Origin of the sequence: Tetragenococcus koreensis, from assembly GCF_003795145.1 — a bacterium.
In the GTDB taxonomy this organism is placed as follows: Bacteria; Bacillota; Bacilli; order Lactobacillales; family Enterococcaceae; genus Tetragenococcus; species Tetragenococcus koreensis.
On the sequence record NZ_CP027786.1, the window covers coordinates 617,615 to 635,908 of the forward strand.

The window sequence follows — 18,294 nt, forward strand, 5'->3', positions numbered from 1 at the left end:
TGCTTTTAAAAAATTTCTAAAAGTCTTTTGCTTATATATCAATAATTATAGCCCTTGCCTAAAGAACTTTTAAAAGGAATTAAGCTAAAATCATTGTTTTATTTTGCAATTTAGCTTACAATATCTCTTATAGAATTCTTAATTTTTTTAACGGAGTTTTTTAAAAGTTTCTTAGAAGGAGGATGTTATGGTTTACCAAACACGTAGTGAGCGTCATCAAAAACGGGTAACGTTTGATAAGAAGTTCGATAAGAAGACAGTACTATCTTTAGTAGGTACAGGTTTAGTCGTTGCTCCAACTACGGCGGCTTTATTCCCCCAAGAAAGCTATGCAGAGGAGTATCAGGTAGCAGAAAGTGAAGCCTCTTATTTGATTAATCAAATCAGTGGGTCAGCACAACAAATAGCAGATAGTAATGATTTATATGCTTCGGTAATGATTGCTCAGGCATTGCTAGAGAGTGGAAATGGCAGCTCTTCTCTTTCTTCTTCACCAACATATAATCTTTTTGGTGTGAAAGCATATGGGCAAGAACCGTCGATCTGGTTATCGACTCAAGAATACATCGATGGTGAATTTGAGACTATGAATGAACCATTTAGAGTTTATGGTTCTTATGAAGAATCATTGCAGGACCATGCAGCTGTTTTGACGAGTTCAAGTTATTCTTCAGGTGCTCCTAATTATCAGGGAGCTTGGAAAAGCCAAACATCAGGATATACAGATGCGACTGCTTTTCTTACTGGCAGATACGCGACTGATCCAGATTACGGACAAAAACTTAATTCTTTAATTGAAGCTTATAATTTAACGCAATTTGATACGCCTGCACAACCTAGTGATTATACTTATACAGAGACAAGTTATGAAACAACAGATAGTGTAGAAAGCCAAGAGAGTGTTTCTGAAGAAGCAACCACTTCTGCTAGCTCAGGTAATACAACTTACACCGTGCAACAGGGTGATACATTATGGGACATTGCGCAGAACCAGGGCGTTTCTCTTGATGAGTTAATGGCTAATAACGGTTTAAGTGACGAGTTAGTCACAATAGGTCAACAGTTAACGATTTAATAAACTTCATTTTTTCCTGTAAAAGCATCTGAATTTCTCAGATGCTTTTTTCGACGTTTTCAGGGAAAATGCTAGAAAAAAAGTAGAAGTCATAGTATGATGAAAATGATAGAAAATGGAGGGGGTCCTGTTGAGAAGTTTTGAAGAAGCATTACAACGTTTAAAAGATGAAAACATCCGTGTCACGTCTCAACGTAAAGCTATTCTAGAATTTTTAGCTTACTCAGATGAGCATCCTACCGCCGAAACTATCTATAAAGCAATTGAAGATAAATTTCCTAGTATGAGCGTAGCAACGGTTTACAATAATTTGAAGCTTTTTACTAGGATCGGTTTTATTAAAGAAATGAACTACGGAGATGCTTCCAGTCGCTTTGATTTTGCCACAGAACCGCATTATCATGCGATTTGTAAAAGATGTGGACAAATTGCCGATTTTCATTACCCCGATTTAGAGGATGTGGAAATGGCTGCCAGTAAGCTAACTGGCTATGCTATTGATAGTCATCGCTTAGAAGTTTATGGCCTTTGCCCTAAGTGTCAAGCAGAAATTGAAAATTAAGAGCAATATAAAAAGCTGTTTCTTTCTTTTAAATAGAAACAGCTTTTTCTCAATATAGAGCAAGAAGGAGTATTTTATGATTTCATTACGAGATTATTTAAAAAGCGGACAAACAACGCTTTCTAACCTTTTAATTGAAAATTACCGGCAATTAGGGTTAACAAATGATGAATTCATCTTATGGATTCAATTATATAAATATCATGAATCCGGTAATGATTTTCCTGATTTAGCACCTATTGCAGTAAATATGAATTGTGACCAAAAAGAAATTTATAACTTACTGAATCAATTAGTTGAAAAACAGGTAATTGCGATTGAATCAGAGAAAAATTCACAAGGAATTCGAAATGATTTCTATGATTTTTCAGCGATTTTCGAAAAATTAGAAGTATTGCAAAAACAACAAGAGAAAAAAACTAACGAAAGAAGCTATGAACAAAAGGTCCAATCTTTGTATCAAATGTTTGAAAAAGAATTTGGGCGAGCTTTATCACCCATTGAGTATCAACGAATTGGCCAATGGATTGAAGAGGATGAGTATCAACCAGATTTAATTCAATTAGCATTAAAAGAAGCTGTATTGAACCAAGCCTATAGTTTGAACTATATTGACCGTGTTTTGCTTTCTTGGGAACGAAAAAATATTACAACTAAACAACAAGTAGAAGAAGAGCAAAAGCGTCGCAAGAGAAAGAAGTTAAAAAATGAAACTGCAAGGGAAGAAAAAGATCTACCAAACGTTTCGTTGCATAATTGGTTAGAAGAGGATTAAGCTTAGTTAGTAAAAGAGCCAAAAAATGGTGGAAGAACAATTGATTGTTTCTTCCACCATTTTTTTAATTAAGAGCCCGTTTATTCTGAACTTTCTTCCTCTGAGTCGGGAGGAGATTCATCTTCACTGCCTCCATCTTCGTTGTCTCCGCCAGTGTCTTCTTCACTGTCGTCATTACTACTATCATCGTTTCCAGTATCTGGGTTTTCATCTTCGGAAGGAGGCTCCTCCTCAGACGAAGATGATGGTTCTTCTTCAGGCTCGCTACTAGGTTCTGAACTTTCTTCTTCAGATGAAGACTCTTCTTCTGAAGAAGAGTCTTCATCTGAAGTTTCACTGCTAGGTTCTGAACTTTCTTCTTCCTCTTCAGTCGAAGGCTCTTCTTCTGAAGTTGAAGAAGGTGCTTGCGAAGAAGGTGTTGTCGACGATGATGGCGCACTTCGTCGTCTTGGTGCTTGCGAAGACGACGTCGAAGGTGTGTCATCTTGTCCTTTTAAATAAAGTTCTTTGCCAATACGAACTAAGCCATCTGGCATAGTCCAATCTTCATTTTCAACAGAAGATGATACATATTCCATCAACTCACGATAGACATCAGAAGCTACATGTGAGGATTCACTAGTTACAGGCGTCATTTTGTCATTATATCCCGTCCAAACAGCTAACGAATAGTTTTTAGTATAGCCGACAAAGTTAGAATCAGGAGAAGGGGAGGAGACATTGCCTTCAAGTTCTTCTAATTCGTCATCTGTGTAATTGGAAGTTCCGGTTTTAACGGCTTGGTACAAGCCTGGGATTGCGGCATTTGTTCCTGTACCGTCAGTAACAACATCTTTTAAGATATCGGTCACCATATAAGCTGTAGTATCTTCCATGGCTTTTTCACCTTCAACTTCAAAGGCATCTACTTCCTCAGAGCCATCTTGATAAACGATTTTATCAACGTATTGCGGCTCATAATAAGTACCACCGTTAGCAAATGCAGAGTAAGCAGCGGCCATTTTCAGACTAGATATGCCGTATTTTGTACCATCTTGTGTGTCGGAGTTACTTGATATGGCATTGGATTGGTTCAAGCTTTCGTAATGAATATTCAAATTTCCCAGGAATTCTTGGATTGAATCAGCTCCTACATCAGCAAACAACTTTGCTGCAGGAATGTTTCTTGAAAGCACTAAAGCTTTGCGTAAAGTCATAGATCCCATAAACGAATTATCCCAGTTATTGATTTGGGTATCGCTGCCTTCATAAGAATAAGGTTCATCGACAATTGTTTTAGCTGTAGGATATTTTAAGAATTCAAAAGCAGGGCCGTAATCAACGACCGGTTTTACTGTAGATCCAAAATCTCTAGAAGTATTGACGGCTAAATTATTGCCTAAAATTGTTCCTTCTTCCACATTTCGAGCACCAATCTGAGCTTTTACTTCCCCTGTATTAGGGTCGATCAATGTAGAAGCAACTTGCATCTTATCATCGGGGTAATCTACATATTCATCAGAATTTACAATATCATACAAACGTTTTTGCGCGTCCTCATCTAAGTTGGTATAAATATTAAGTCCATCTCGATAGACATCTTTACCAGTCTTATCTTCCACTTCTTTGATTACTTCTTTTGTATAGTTATCATAATATTTATAATCATCATCTTCTTGTTCGAGTTCTTGTAGTCCATCATCAACAGGCGTGTTTTCAGCTTCTTCATATTCTTGCTGAGTAATTTTGTTATTATCTAACATTGTATATAAAACAGTATCACGACGTTCTTGTGCTTCTTCTTGATTGACATAAGGATCATAGTAATTTGGCGCATTAGGCATACCAGCGATTAAGGCAGTTTCGGCAAGTGATAGTTCGTTTAATGATTTACCATAAAAAGCTTGGGACGCTGTTTGCATACCATAAAAGCCGTTGGACATATACACTTTATTAATATAATAAGTTAGAATTTCTTGCTTGGAATGCTGCCGTTCTAATTTGACTGCCAGCCAAGCTTCTTGCGCTTTACGTTTTAGTGTTTGGTCTTCCTCACTGGTAGAAAAATAAGAAAGTTTAATTAACTGTTGCGTTAATGTACTGCCACCTTGTAAGTCTTGACTGGTCATATTGGAAAAAGCTGAACCAGCAATTCTTATGGGGTCAACACCGATGTGATTATAAAAACGACGATCTTCTATTGAAACAATCGCATCTTCTAGTTGTTGAGGAACATCAGTCGGTGAAATTTTTTCGCGTCTTTCTGACCCAATGTCTTGAAAAATTTCGCCGTTTGCAGCGTAAAGTTTGGAAGAAACAGTTGCATCTAATTCTTCTTCGCTTAATGCTGGCGCGTCTTTAGCATAAAATGCAAAGAGGCCAGCCCCAGCGATCAAAACGATACCAGCAATTATGAATAAGGTAACGAAAATTTTAAGTAAAATAGAGCCAACACTACGTTTTTTGGGGCCATTTTGCTGGTGTCGACTGGCTCGTGAATCTGATTGATTTGCCATGTTTAGGTTTTCTCCTTTGCTTGTAAATGCTTATCAACTGCTGCTAAATAAGGAATGCGCGGTGCGACCTTTGGATAAATTTCAATGGCATTTTTCTCAATAACAGCTATTGGCAATGACTTTTTTTGATTTTTTTGGTTACGCCAATAAGAAATAAGCAATTCACTATCTAGAAAAAAGCAACGATTTAATGTTGAAAACCATAATAAGACAAAACAGATCCCCTTTTGTTTAATGCATTGTTCCATATGAGCAATTTGGTGCTCATGGAAATTCTTAAAGGGAAATGAAGTCTTATTTTTGGTTTCTTTTGCTTCAAAATCAAGGTAGTGACCTTTATATACTCCATTATAATCGGTAGTAGATGCTTCTTTGAAGTAAGCTTCTCTAATGACAGCAGCACTTCTTCTAGGATAATCAACCTTTACGATTTGTAACGGAATTGGTTTTTTGTGCACCACGGCGATATCGTGATTGCGATAATATTGATTGCTTTGATTAATTGCTTCTTCAAACCGCATCCCACGGTTTGCAAAATTTGTTGATCTATCTTTTTCTTGCATTTTTTGTTTTGACGCTTCATTATAATGGCTAGGATGGCCATTTGGATAATTAAATACCAAGATCCTCACACTCCTAGGCCATATTATACCAAAAAGATAAAAAGAAAGAAAAGGTAATATTATGCAAACTATTCGTACGTTGGTTGTTACCGGTTATAGAAGCTTTGAATTAGGTGTTTTTCAGGAAAATGATCCCAAGATAAAAGTTATTAAGAAAGTTATAAAAACAGCGATTAAACAGTATTTAGAAGAGGGACTGGAGTGGGTGCTAATAGGGGGAAATCTGGGAGTGGAGATTTGGGCTGCAGAACCTATTGAAGAATTAAAAAAAGAATATCCTGAATTAAAGTTTTCAATTATTTATCCTTATTTAGAGTTTGGAAATAATTGGAATGAAGCCAACCAAGCTATGCTACAAAAAGTCGTTGAGCAAGCTGACTATGTTGATGCTGTCAGCCATTTGCCCTATCAAAATTCTAGTCAATTAAAAAATCATACCCATTTTTTACTTACACACGCAGATGGAGCCATTGTTGTGTATGATGATGAATTTACTGGCAAGAGCGCATATTTTGTGCATGATGCCAAGGGATATGCACAAAACCATGATTTTTTACTTCACCAAATTACCATGGATGATTTAGAAAATGCAGTTTTTGACGATTCTGTTTGATTTATTCGCTTTTTTTGGATAGAATGGACTTGAGTTAGAATTAGTACAAACAAATTAATGAGGTGGAAACATGGCAAATAAAACATATACTCCCAAAGATATTTTACAACAAGAATTTAAAACAAAAATGCGTGGCTATGATCCCGTGGAAGTTGATGAATTTCTAGATGGTGTCATCAAAGATTATGAATCTTATAATAAAGAAATTTTAACATTGCAAGAAGAAAATGATCGACTAAATGCAAAAGTTGCCCAATTAAGTAAAAGCCAAGCAACCAGCTCACGCAATCAAACAGAAACAACATCAAAAAGTCAAACTGTGACTAATTTTGATATCTTAAAACGTTTGTCTAATCTAGAAAAAGAAGTTTTTGGTAAAAAATTAGATCAAGAAGTAAACGGTGAAACTCGTTCTGCCAAAACAGTTGGTGATTATAACCGCGAAGATGATCCGCGGACAGATGATACTCGAACTGCTAGTAGTCGGACAGATGTTAGACGCTCAGGCGATGAAGACGATTTAGAAAAAACACGTAAGTTTTAAAATGAAAAAAATTTGTGATTTTCGGATAATCGCGGCTTGAGTAAATCAAGTTGAGGAAAGTCCATGCTCGCACAGACTGAGATGTCTGTAGTGTTCGTGCTCGGCGAAAAAATAAGCTGAGGTATTTCATTTGAAATAACGGCAGGAAAAAAAGCTAAGGTGTCTTTACACTATGCTTGAGTATCCTTGAAAGTGCCACAGTGACGAAGCAATAAGAGAAATCTTATTGGTGGAACGCGGTAAACCCCTCGAGTGAGCAACCCAAACAAAGGTAGGGGCGTTTTTTGCAGCGGAATTCAACGCTAGCAAAAAGACAATGTTTGCATTGTAGATAGATGATTATCCAAGTTATTTTGCTCCCTGTAAAATGACTGGACAAAACATGGCTTATAGAAAATCACAATAATCAGGGAAAATCCTTCCGTTGTGGGAGGTTTTTTTTACCAAAAAGTTAAACCATTTTGGAGGAAACTATGAAAGAGAATCAACGCTTTGATTTAATTGCTACTGCAGCAAGCGGATTAGAAGCTCTAACGGGGAAAGAATTAAGAAATTTAGGCATTGACTGCCAGATAGAAAACGGACGGGCTCGCTTTCAAGGGACGATAGAGACGATAGCTACAACGAATTTATGGTTGCGTACAGCGGATCGTATAAAAATTGTGGTTGGCGAATTTGATGCCTATAGTTTTGATGAATTATTTGAAAAGGTGAAAGCTTTGCCATGGGAAGAATATCTTCCTTTAGACGCTGCTTTTCCGGTAGCCGGAAAGTCAATCAAATCTAAACTATATAGTACACCAGATTGCCAAGCGATCACCAAAAAGGCAATTGTGGAGCGGATGCGGACATATTATCATCGTCCACAAAACGTTCCGTTGATTGAAACTGGAGCGATGTATAAACTAGAAGTTATTTTACGGAAAGATCATGTAATGATTTTATTAGATACGACAGGCCCTAGTTTATTTAAACGTGGTTATCGTTTGGAAAAAGGTGGCGCTCCTTTAAAAGAAAATATGGCTGCAGCCTTGGTTATGTTAACGAATTGGCGTAAAGATAAGCCATTTGTTGATCCGGTTTGTGGTTCTGGTACGTTATGTATTGAAGCTGCGCTGATTGGTCATCATCTTGCTCCTGGCTTTAATCGTGATTTTGCTTGTGAAGATTGGGAATGGGTACCTAAAGAAACCTTTGAACAGGTAAGAAATGAAGCAGAGGAAGTAGCTGATTACGATGCAGAACTAGATATTACTGGTTTTGATATCAATGGTCAGATGATTGATATTGCTCAAGCAAATACTGATGAGCTTGGTTTAGGTGATTCGATTACCTTTAAACAACAAGCATTAAAAGATTTTAGTACAGAAAAAGAAGATGGCGTAATTGTTGCCAATCCGCCTTATGGAGAACGTTTGGGCGAAGAAGACAATGTACATCAACTTTATGAACAAATGGGACATGTTTTTAAACCTTTGACAACCTGGAGTAAATATATCCTAACAAGTGATTTAGCTTTTGAGGATTATTACGGGCAAAAAGCAACGAAAAAAAGAAAATTGTATAATGGTGCCTTGCGCACCGATCTGTTTCAGTATTGGGGTAAACATAAATAATATGACTAAGAAAGACTGAAGTGACAGTCTTTCTTTTTTTGAAATTCGTTTATTATATTTCTTACACAATCTTTACACAAGCAAGAAAGAACGCTAATGTAGTCAAGTTATAAAACAAACAAATTAGTTTGAAAGAATGGAAATTAAAGTGTGGAAAACGGTTCTTAAAGTCTACCTTATATTTTTTCTTTAACTTAAAAATAGTCCTATCATTCGATAAAAAATATCGATAAAGAATATAATTTTCATTCACAATAGATATTAACGTTCTTTTTTAACAGTAACGGTCGTACCTTCTCCTTTGCTACTTTCAATCTCTGCTTCATTAACTTGCATACCAACTATAGTCAATCCGCCGTGAGAAATCTGCTTGCCCGCGAGTTGCCCATAATATTCCTCAAAGTCCTTTCGATAAGAATGGTTCAATCTTTCTTTTGCTTTTTCCAATGTCTCTTTGTCCATACCTTTACCGTTGTCTACAACTTTAATTGTGATTGTATCTTTACTTCTAGATACATTAATATCAATGTTAGTCGAGTCCGAATTTACAGCATTTGACAACAATTCATCTACAATTACTTTTATCCGATTAATATCTGATCTCAAAATAATCCCTCTTTTCATGTTTATTTTTAAAAAATGCTACGGCGGCCCTCTTTACCTATACCTTTCATGACTGCTATCACCAATGAGGCAACAAGACCGCCTGAAAAACCATTATTATACAGGTTCATACCACCATGGATAACTCCGATTGTAGATACGATGTACAAATGGAGCATACCGGTTATTATTCCAATTATTGGCCCAAACTGTCCCGAAATAGGTGCAAGAGTCGTTCCAAATAATACAGCTAATACTGTTCCAGGTGCATTGGTTTCATAAATAGATAAGAAAGAGGCTAATATAACACCTATCATGATGGGTATTATATTGAGTGGATGTTTACCAAAACCTGCAAATCCCACCATTGTGAGTAGGCCACTTAAAACAGGACCATTGTAGTTTGTTCCTAGCAGTTCAACGAAAATAACACCAATTAAACCAACGAGTCCCATATTAATTAAGGTATTGTCAAAACCTGCAATATCTACAAAGTCGGTAATTGTATTTCCAGGTTCTTTCAATACTTTTCGATAATCTTTTAAATTATCAGAGTAGAAAGCGCCAATAAGAACCATACTTACAAATAAACCAATCGAAAAAATTCTTAATTGACTATCAAATGTCGTGCCCCATATCAATAAATTTTCTGTCTCATGATCAAACGATCGAAAAATGTTCATTAGCACTAAACCGACTAATCCGGCTGAGAAGCCAACGTTATAAAGGTTGTAGCCTTCATGAAAACCTAAAGCGTGATTAGCAATTGGAGCAATCACTAAGCCTGCCATAAATCCAGCTATAATTCCACCCAAAATTCCTAACCCAAATTCAAAGGATGTATGTGTAACGATAGGCGCTAGCGCTGTACCAAATAAAGCTGGGTATATATTTGTAATGAATTCACGTTTTGTAAGTTTACTGTATATGTATACGCCAAATATAATGGGTAAAATGGACCAAATAGTTTTTCCCATTAAGGCAAAACCCATCATCGTAAACAGGGTAGCAATAGAAACCCCACTAAATTCTACCTTGTTGATAATCAAAATGATGTATCCAATCAGTCCAACAACGCCGGCGTTAACAAAGGCAGCGCCCAAACCACCTATACTATGTAATCTGTAACCAAAACTCCTGAAGCAGTAAATATTCGCATCAGCCCATCCGATAATTCATTTAATGGTTGCATAAATAAACCATGCAATATAAATACTAATATGTAAAATAAAATAATCAATTGTACTTTTCGCTTGTAAATAAAAACTTTCATCTATTAAGCCCCTTATTTAAATATTGAATTACTTTCATACATTTATGCAATAATTATGCAGTTCAGTTTATTATAACAAACTAGTAACCGTTTTAGTATAAAATTTAATAATACCGCCAGAGTGAAATTTTGGTATAGAGTAGCATTCTTGTTTTATGAGCTCATTGCTTTTTATTTGTTTTGCCTTATCTACCTCTTGCGTGTATGATTTCCATTACTGGATACCACCCAAATAATAATGCTATTCCTGGTTTTTTATATCCTAATCTTTCTTGCATTTTTTTAATAGTTTTATCAACTGTAACCAATCTAGTAACTCTAGTGAGCTGTAACAATTTTTAAATAAGTGATTATCTCTTTTCATAGTAGTAAATCTTTCTTATTAATGTTAGAATTTTAAAGACTTTAGCATTTATGAGTTTTTTGTAAAATGTCCTTTAATTTTAGTGAAAGTTTTTTTAAAATAGGTAGGAAGGCAAAAATAAAAATGGAAAATCTGTAGTTGTGTTTTTACTATATGTAAAATATGGAGGTAAACGTATTGGATGTACAACAAATTATATTTCAATTCATAGGAGGAATTGGGATTTTCTTATTTGGGTTGAAATATATGGGGGATGGATTACAAAGAGCTGCCGGCGATAATCTAAGAAGTATTTTAAATACATTTACTTCCACTCCTTTAAGAGCTGTCTTAGCTGGTGCTGCTGTCACTGCACTTATTCAGAGTAGTACCGGGACTACTGTACTCACTGTTGGGTTAGTTAGCGCCGGATTTATGTCCTTAACTCAAGCTATCGGCGTTATCATGGGGGCCAATGTTGGTACGACGATTACAGCGTTTATTATTGGTTTGAACATTAGTGATTACGCCCTTCCAATTATGGGGGCAGGAGCTTTATTCCTATTTTTCTTTAAAAATCAATTGATTGCCAGTATTGGACAAATTATTTTTGGTTTTGGTGCTTTATTTTATGGCTTAGATTTAATGGGTAATGGACTTGAGCCATTACAAAATCTTCAGATATTTAGTGATTTAATGGTTCGATTATCTGATAATCCATTTTTAGGCATTGTCAGCGGGTCAATCATGACACTTATTTTACAAAGTTCTTCTGCTACTACAGGTATTTTGCAGCAACTATTTTCTCAAGGTGCTATGACTATAGGGGCTGCTTTACCTATTCTTTTTGGTACAAATATAGGAACGACGTTTACATCAGTTCTTGCTGCAATGGGAGCTAACCTTGCTGCCAAAAGAACAGCAATCGCTCATGTTATTTTTAATGTATTCGGAACGATTCTTGCAATGCTGCTTTTTACTCCTTTTACTGGACTTTTGAGTATGCTGACGGATGCTTTTAACTTAAACCCTGCATTACAAATTGCTTTTGCTCATGGAATTTTCAACTTGTTGTCTGTAGGTGCCTTGATTTGGTTTACACCACAATTGGCTAGTCTTGTGACTCAAGTTTCGCACACCAAATCTGGGAGATAAGCCTTGATATAACGGGGCAGAGTATCCACCCAGTGTTGGAGTTGACTTGTAATAAAATCTTGTAATTGGCTTCCTGATTCTTCGCTTACCGCTTGAATAATATGAACTAATTCGATAAGAGCAGCGGACCAATCGAGTTCTTTTATTTGATCGCCCAGTTCATAAAATAAGCCACCTAAGGTCCGCTCATCATTGGCACAGCGCTGCTGCCAGCTTAATAAAATATACCGTGTGAACACAATGGTGGTGTGACAAATTAAGGCTTGATAATGTCGCGTTTGTGTTTCTTTAGTCAGATGAAGCAATGATTTCGATGCCTTAAAAAATGTCTCGATGTCCCATCTCGCCGAGTATGTTTTGACCATTTCTTGGGAAGATAAATCCAGATCATCGGTCATAATTGCCAACCAAGCGCTTTTTTTATTGTGGTTTTTGACAAAAACGATTTTCACGGGATTTTTGCCGGAGCTTGGTTTCACCACAATCGAGGAAATAATCGCTTCTTGTGTATATTCTTTCGTAGATTTGGCATAAAGTTCTTCCAGTTTGTATAAACGTTGATGAAAAAGATATTTGGTTTTTCCATTTTTCATCATCCCAATGGTGTGAATCCCCATGTCGTGTAATTGATCGATCATTTTAGGGGAAGTAAACCATTTATCCATCAACACATGGGTGGCGTAAATCCCTTGGTTCAAGGCGCGTTGAACCATTTCAAGCGCTACTTTGGGCATTTTACGACTTGATTCGTTGAATCGTTTGGCTCCTACGGTTCGTTGATCTTTTTCTGCTATGGTTTGGTTCACTTTTTTCTTACCGGATAGTAACCCGAAATCAATCGGAATGAAAGAATAGCCATCGGAGAAACCTAAAGTAAGCATACGATACCCTTTGTATCCTTGTTTGAGCGCATGATCCCAAAGACGAGCTAAGCCTGGTACCTCTTGGCTTCGATTACGATAAAACGTTGAATCATCCAAGATCAACGTTCGAATATGGGTTTTCGTATCCGTTAAAGAATGGAGCTTTTCAATGACAGACGCACTAAACCGAAGTAAAAACAGACGCCAGTTGTTATGGGGATTGTTCATCCATCGATACACGGTATCTTTTTTCATGTATTGGTCGCTTTCACGTCCACTGAGAACTTGATTTAAGGATTTTCCTTTAAAGACGAGGCTAAAGAGAAAAGTGAATAGAATAGCCACCGAATACCCTTTTTGCTTCCCCATATGGGCTTGTTTTAAAAATTGCGTGACTTTTAATTCAGAAAAAAGGGCTTTTATTTCATTCGGTAATTGATTTTTAATAGCTTTTAAGTGTACCATAAAGGCAAGAACTCCTTTGTTTTTGGTTTGTGGTTAAATCAATTATAAAACAAAAGGAGTTCTTTTTGTATAAAAAGGTAGGCAGTCAATATCAGGACTTTTTTCGACCTAAGAGTTGATAAGACCGTTGTTTAATATCATTTTACATGTGCGAAACTTGAGTTGTGAGTAAGATTATTCCCGGTGAAGAAAATACAATTGAAATGTATGAACCTAATTTAGATTATTCGTTAATTCAGAGATCTCCCATCTTTGCGTTAGACCAAACCAAGCATGAAATCATTCAGTTAGGTCAATTTGTGTTAGAAGAGTATAATACGATGTTTGATTATTATCTAAAGCAAGATAAAAAAAGTTATGACCACGTACTTAAAATAGAAGATGTTGTAGATCGTATCGATATTCAAATCACAGAGTATTTGATGTATATTTCTGGAGAAGATTTACCTGCGAAAAATTCCAATGAACATGCTCAAATGGGCGAAATAGGGAAATACTTAGAACGTATAGGTGATCATACAGAAAACATTCTAAAAAATATTGAAGAAGTGAATGCTGCTGGGAAAATACAGAAAAAGAATGGAAACATTGAAGATGAGAATATCCTGTACAAAGAAAGTTTAATTGAATTATTTCATTTAGTTAAACAAAATATCGAAGAAGCTGTGCAAGCCTATGAGACAGAAAGTCATTCTATTGCTGGGAAAGTTGTTAAGAGGGAAAAAGAAGTAAATGATCTAGAAGAGAATATTCGAAGGACCTATATTTCTAATTTGAACAAAGGAATTGGAAAACCTTCAGATGGAATTTTATTTGTTGATATCGTTTCTAACTTAGAACGTATTTCAGATCATTCTGTTAAAATTGCTAAACATAGCTTAGGGATAAGATATCCCTTTTCAAAACAAGTGATAAATACAAAAGACGAAGAATTTGTAAACTCATAGAAGAAACACAAAACTTGCTAAGTATATATTATGCTCTCTTTAAAGTAGGCCTTTGAAAGCCAACTTAAGGGGAGTTTTTTTTATGAAAAAAAAGGTACTGAACATAGTTGTGTTCATTGGCAATTTTGAGTGATGAAAATAAGTGAAAGCACAACGATACGACTTTTAATTCGTACAATTTTCATTAGGCTGTAACAAACACTAATAACAGAGGCAAATTCTTACGGAATCGGTCTAAAGAAAGGATTCTTATGTTGTAGAAAAAAATATGTGAGGCGCTAATTGCCTTTAACGTTATGAAAAAATAAATTTTTGACAAGGGTCGGATTTACTAAAGTTATACCATGACTTTCATAATCTAGTGAGGTAAATGATGTTTTATCCCATTAGTTTGCTAGTTCTATGGGATAACTGTTTTTTTAGACCATCACTTTTGCTTTCTTATGTGCTAAATTTAGCCAAAAGCTCTTTTTTCATCCCTTTTCCTTAAACTAAGAACATAACTTCGCCAAACTCGTGGGACTATTTGTAAGCTATCCCACTAGTTTGCTATTCTTATGCGCTTATTTTCTTTTTACCTCACTGTTTTCTTCAACTAGTGGTATAAATTTTTGCCAGTAATTATTTCTCTATCTTTTGCTTTTCAGAGAGTGTTGGATGCGTTCCTCATTTTTTCGAACATAGAGACTAAAGTAGCATTTTATTTTCTTATATAATAATGACAATATTATTATACGATATGGTTATAATCTGGCATTTACTAAATCCTATTTGGCGTTGACACTTTCCTTCAATTAGCGTAATCTTGAAAATATATTGAATTTTCTCATTATTTAAACTTTAACGTGATTGATAAGAATGAAGGAGTGAGTGTATGAGTCAAGTTAGCGCAAAAGAAGTAAAACGTATTTCAGATAAGAACATGGATCTTTTTTATGATTACTTAAGGTTAGAATCCGTTTCAGCTCAAGGAAGACAAATCAAGCAAACTGCCCAAGCTGTACAAGTTTTGATTGAAAACATTGGAGGAGAAGCAAAGGTTTTAGAACTAGAAGGGGCTCATCCGGTTGTTTATGGCTTTTTTGAAGCGGGACAAGCGGGTGATTCTGAGAAAACGTTATTATTTTATGATCACTACGATGTACAGCCAGAAGATCCATTAGATGAGTGGCATACAGAACCCTTTGAACCTACTGTAAAAGATGATATTTTGTATGCACGTGGTGTTTCAGATAATAAAGCGAATTTTATGGCACGTATCAACGCGGTAGAAGCGTATAAGAATACAGAAGAAGGTTTGCCGGTGAATGTTAAATTCTTTGTTGAAGGCGAAGAAGAAATTGGCAGTCCTCATGTAGATGATTATCTTAAAGCCTATTCTGATCTATTTGCCGCAGATGTTTGCATTTGGGAAGCTGGCAGTAAAGACTCTGAAGAACGTTTAGGCATTTCAGCGGGAGTGAAAGGGATTGCTTACTATGAAGCCCGTGTGAACAGCGCGGATATTGACATGCACTCCTCTTTAGCAGCTATTGCGGACAATTCAGCATGGCGTTTAGTACAAGCTTTAGCAAGTATGAGAAATACTAAAAATGAAATTACGGTAGATGGTTTTTATGATATGATGACACCTCCAACAGATCTTGAAAAGAAAGTATCAGCTGAGATGCCATTTGATCCGAATGCTAGTAAGCAAACTTATGGACTAAAACATCCGTTGATCACAGACCAATTGCCTTATTCACCAGAGGAAGCTCTGGTCTTTTACCCAACATTAACCATTAGTGGCTTGCTATCTGGTTATACGGGTCCTGGAGCTAAAACGATTTTGCCTAGACAAGCCATGGCTAAGATTGATGTTCGTTTAGTTCCTGGCTATGAACCTGATAAAGTAACAAAGCTACTGAGGGAGCATTTAGATAAGCATGGGTTTGAAGATGTTGACTTAGAATTAATTACATCGGTAATGCCATTTAGAACCGATCTAGAAGATCCTTTTGTAGAAACAGTGATTAATTCTGCCAAGAAAGTGTATGGTGAGGATAAAGTTGTTTTAGAACCGAATGCTGCTGGAACAGGTCCTATGTATGGTTTTGGAAAGTACTTAAATGTTCCTATACTCGGAAGCGGGGTTGAATGGGAAAAGTCTGGAGCACATGCTCCCAATGAGAATATTCGTTTGGCTGATTTCTATCAAGGTGTGGAACATATGGTTGTTCTGCTGGAAAGTTATCAACATTCGGAAAAATAATAAGTATTTTTAAAGAAAAGCCTGCAAGTTAATACATTAATCTAAATCAAAATGTAAAGATAAAAAGAGCGACTTTTTAATCATGTTGTTACTACAGTTATGATTAAAAAATCGCTTTTCTTTTTCGATAGAGCACGTTCATAAACAAAATACGATACGAATAGAAGTATTGTATTATCTACTTTACTATAGTTAACTGTTTGAATTCTTTTTTATTTAAACCTCTCTAGTTTTTTGATAGCGCTTTTTCTGTTAACATGGAAGAAAGGAATAGTAGTTAATTATCTTTAAAAAGAAGGGATAAAAGTGGAAAAGATCCAAACAGTTACTGAGCTACCATTTGAGGAGAATATATTAGATCTTGCTTTTTATGTACAAAAGATAAACGGAGGGAAATTCGAAAATTACGTGCAGGCTTTCCTTTTGAAATGGGCACTTGAGAAGAAAATACTCATCATAGAAAAAGAGAAAGAATCATTGACGAAAAAAGAGCCGAACATGATTTTTTTATTAGAGGAAGAAAAAAGCGCTGAAGAAACGATTGAAGCCTTATTTTGGAATATCTTACTGGAAGCTTCAGGTAAAGAAAATAAAGTGACAGACCAACAACTTAAAAACTTGGTTAAAGAGGATGCTATGCTTTTTATTTCGTTAGAAAATAAATTGATAAATGATTCAAAGAATTATTTGTTGCTAAATGGGTATTTAGAGGAAAAAGAGCGAAAATTTCTCTATTTTAACCTCAAAAAAAGTCAAAGCAACACTGCCAAGGGTGACGAATTATACAATCAATTAGAACAGTATTTTCTTTATCTGCAAGATCTTATCAGCCACGGCCCCCAATCTAAAAATGAAATTGAAACTTGGGAAGCCGACTTAACTTGGATAAGTCTTTTTGGATTAGCGGACAAATTTTATAGCCAAATTAAAAAAACGTCTTCTCAACAACTTGATATACAAATGGGACTATCCAAACAATTAATAGCGTTGTATAAACGATTGTCTCCATTTCTGGATAGCTTTTCTATCGGATTTACTTATGCAAAAAATTCTATTAGCTCCAATAGAAGTTGTTGTTAGTCAAACTATAAAAATGATGCTTGGGCATTAATACTTCTATGGGTGGCGTGAACTTTGTAAACTAAGTCAATCACAGAAGTTTGTTCTTTTACCAAGAAGGGCCCATTCTTGCGTGCAATTTAATTGGATTTTCTTTTTTAATACGTTACTTTTAATTAGTAAGAAATCTTTATTTGGAGGGGAATATAATGGATTTAGGAATCAAAGGAAAAGTAGCTTTAATAACAGGTGGTGCATCGGGCATAGGATTAGCGACTGCTCGTACTTTGTTAGAAGAAGGAACGACTGTTGTCATAATAGGTAGAACAGAAGAAAAGCTGAAAGATGCTGCTCAAGAACTAAATAACTCTCATCTTTATTATTATGCAACAGACATTACGAGCCTTGACGAGTTAAAAGCCTTACACAGTTTTATTGCAAAAGAAATCGGGGCGATCGATATTCTCGTTCAAGCAGCTGGAACAAGTGGTGCACAAGGGTTCTTTAATGAAATAGATGATAAAGGATGGGTGGATACCATCGAAGTTGACCTTTTAGGTCCTGTACGTGTGGTTCGTGAGTTTTTGCCTGATCTTAGAAATGGTAATTGGGGTAGAATCGTTTTTGTATCCTCAGAAAATGCTGTTCAACCTTATAAAGATGAGCTTCCTTATGATGCTTCAAAAGCCGGTATGTTAGCTTTTTCTAAAGCTCTTTCTCGGACATATGCTACAGAAGGTTTACTGGTAAATACTGTATCACCGGCTTTTATTGAGACACCCATGACAGATGAAATGATGAAAAAACGTTCAGAGAAATTAGGTGTATCTTTTGATGAAGCTGTTCATTCATTTTTAGATGAAGAGCGTCCTCATATTGAATTAAAACGACGTGGACAAGTAGAAGAAGTTGCTTCTGTCATTGCCTTTGTATGTTCTGACCGTGCCTCATTTGTTAATGGAGCAAATTATCGTGTTGATGGCGGTTCTGTTGCAACAATTTAATCGTAAAATATAAAGGATAATTATTTAA

15 protein-coding genes, 1 other RNA gene and 1 pseudogene are annotated in these 18,294 nt (G+C 35.8%); 12 read left to right on the top strand and 5 right to left on the bottom strand.

Annotated elements, in window-relative coordinates; genetic code table 11:
• Positions 1-187: 187 nt before the first annotated feature.
• The 3 genes from C7K43_RS02940 to C7K43_RS02950 all read left to right on the top strand — a co-directional run bounded on the left by C7K43_RS02940 (position 188) and on the right by C7K43_RS02950 (position 2,412).
• Positions 188-1,075 (top strand): glucosaminidase domain-containing protein, encoded by an 888-nt coding sequence (locus C7K43_RS02940; protein ID WP_124005485.1) that lies wholly within the window; start codon positions 188-190, stop codon positions 1,073-1,075.
• Between the two features lie 115 nt (positions 1,076-1,190).
• Complete coding sequence (locus C7K43_RS02945) at positions 1,191-1,637, top strand: Fur family transcriptional regulator (RefSeq protein ID WP_168711984.1); 447 nt, start codon at positions 1,191-1,193, stop codon at positions 1,635-1,637.
• 76 nt (positions 1,638-1,713) lie between these two features.
• A complete protein-coding gene (locus tag C7K43_RS02950) occupies positions 1,714-2,412 on the top strand; it encodes a DnaD domain protein (RefSeq protein WP_124005487.1) in 699 nt (232 codons plus the stop codon).
• Positions 2,413-2,492: 80 nt separating this feature from the next.
• On the opposite strand, the gene C7K43_RS02955 is transcribed toward C7K43_RS02950, so the two are convergent.
• The gene (locus C7K43_RS02955) at positions 2,493-4,907 is read right to left on the bottom strand and encodes a PBP1A family penicillin-binding protein (protein WP_124005488.1); all 2,415 of its coding nucleotides are present in this window, start codon (positions 4,905-4,907) and stop codon (positions 2,493-2,495) included.
• Positions 4,908-4,909: 2 nt separating this feature from the next.
• Positions 4,910-5,530, bottom strand: coding sequence for a Holliday junction resolvase RecU (gene recU, locus C7K43_RS02960; RefSeq protein ID WP_124005489.1), 621 nt, complete (start codon positions 5,528-5,530; stop codon positions 4,910-4,912).
• Positions 5,531-5,591: 61 nt separating this feature from the next.
• Here recU and C7K43_RS02965 point away from each other — a divergent pair, with 61 nt between their 5' ends.
• From C7K43_RS02965 to C7K43_RS02980, 4 genes are all read left to right on the top strand, one after another.
• A complete protein-coding gene (locus C7K43_RS02965; RefSeq protein ID WP_168711985.1) occupies positions 5,592-6,143 on the top strand; it encodes an SLOG family protein in 552 nt (183 codons plus the stop codon).
• Positions 6,144-6,213: 70 nt separating this feature from the next.
• Positions 6,214-6,687 carry a cell division regulator GpsB gene (gpsB, locus tag C7K43_RS02970; RefSeq protein ID WP_124005490.1) on the top strand — a complete coding sequence of 158 codons (474 nt, stop codon included), beginning with the start codon at positions 6,214-6,216 and terminating at the stop codon, positions 6,685-6,687.
• A gap of 17 nt (positions 6,688-6,704) precedes the next feature.
• Positions 6,705-7,082: RNase P RNA component class B (gene rnpB, locus C7K43_RS02975), an RNA gene on the top strand.
• A gap of 78 nt (positions 7,083-7,160) precedes the next feature.
• On the top strand, positions 7,161-8,303 hold the full coding sequence (locus C7K43_RS02980; protein WP_124005491.1) for a THUMP domain-containing class I SAM-dependent RNA methyltransferase: 1,143 nt from the start codon (positions 7,161-7,163) through the stop codon (positions 8,301-8,303).
• A gap of 261 nt (positions 8,304-8,564) precedes the next feature.
• Here C7K43_RS02980 and C7K43_RS02985 read toward each other — a convergent pair whose 3' ends face one another.
• Positions 8,565-8,909, bottom strand: coding sequence for a sensor histidine kinase (locus C7K43_RS02985; protein ID WP_157977725.1), 345 nt, complete (start codon positions 8,907-8,909; stop codon positions 8,565-8,567).
• 26 nt (positions 8,910-8,935) lie between these two features.
• On the bottom strand, positions 8,936-10,009 hold the full coding sequence (locus C7K43_RS02990; protein WP_124005493.1) for a DUF1576 domain-containing protein: 1,074 nt from the start codon (positions 10,007-10,009) through the stop codon (positions 8,936-8,938).
• 711 nt (positions 10,010-10,720) lie between these two features.
• Between C7K43_RS02990 and C7K43_RS02995 the strand changes: the two are divergent.
• Positions 10,721-11,653: pseudogene (locus C7K43_RS02995) on the top strand (Na/Pi cotransporter family protein); the annotation flags it as partial.
• On the opposite strand, the gene C7K43_RS03000 reads toward C7K43_RS02995, so the two are convergent.
• Positions 11,647-13,005 carry an IS4 family transposase gene (locus tag C7K43_RS03000; RefSeq protein ID WP_124005495.1) on the bottom strand — a complete coding sequence of 453 codons (1,359 nt, stop codon included), beginning with the start codon at positions 13,003-13,005 and terminating at the stop codon, positions 11,647-11,649. The pseudogene C7K43_RS02995 and the gene C7K43_RS03000 sit on opposite strands and share 7 nt — an antisense overlap.
• A gap of 164 nt (positions 13,006-13,169) precedes the next feature.
• On the opposite strand from C7K43_RS03000, the gene C7K43_RS03005 reads away from it, so the two are divergent.
• The 4 genes from C7K43_RS03005 (at position 13,170) to C7K43_RS03020 (ending at position 18,266) form a co-directional block, all read left to right on the top strand.
• Positions 13,170-13,952 (top strand): DUF47 family protein, encoded by a 783-nt coding sequence (locus C7K43_RS03005; RefSeq protein WP_226996720.1) that lies wholly within the window; start codon positions 13,170-13,172, stop codon positions 13,950-13,952.
• 874 nt (positions 13,953-14,826) lie between these two features.
• The gene (locus tag C7K43_RS03010) at positions 14,827-16,203 is read left to right on the top strand and encodes a M20/M25/M40 family metallo-hydrolase (RefSeq protein WP_124005496.1); all 1,377 of its coding nucleotides are present in this window, start codon (positions 14,827-14,829) and stop codon (positions 16,201-16,203) included.
• A 306-nt stretch (positions 16,204-16,509) separates the two neighbouring features.
• The gene (locus C7K43_RS03015) at positions 16,510-17,283 is read left to right on the top strand and encodes a hypothetical protein (RefSeq protein WP_124005497.1); all 774 of its coding nucleotides are present in this window, start codon (positions 16,510-16,512) and stop codon (positions 17,281-17,283) included.
• Between the two features lie 188 nt (positions 17,284-17,471).
• Positions 17,472-18,266, top strand: coding sequence for an SDR family NAD(P)-dependent oxidoreductase (locus C7K43_RS03020; protein ID WP_124005498.1), 795 nt, complete (start codon positions 17,472-17,474; stop codon positions 18,264-18,266).
• Positions 18,267-18,294: the final 28 nt, after the last annotated feature.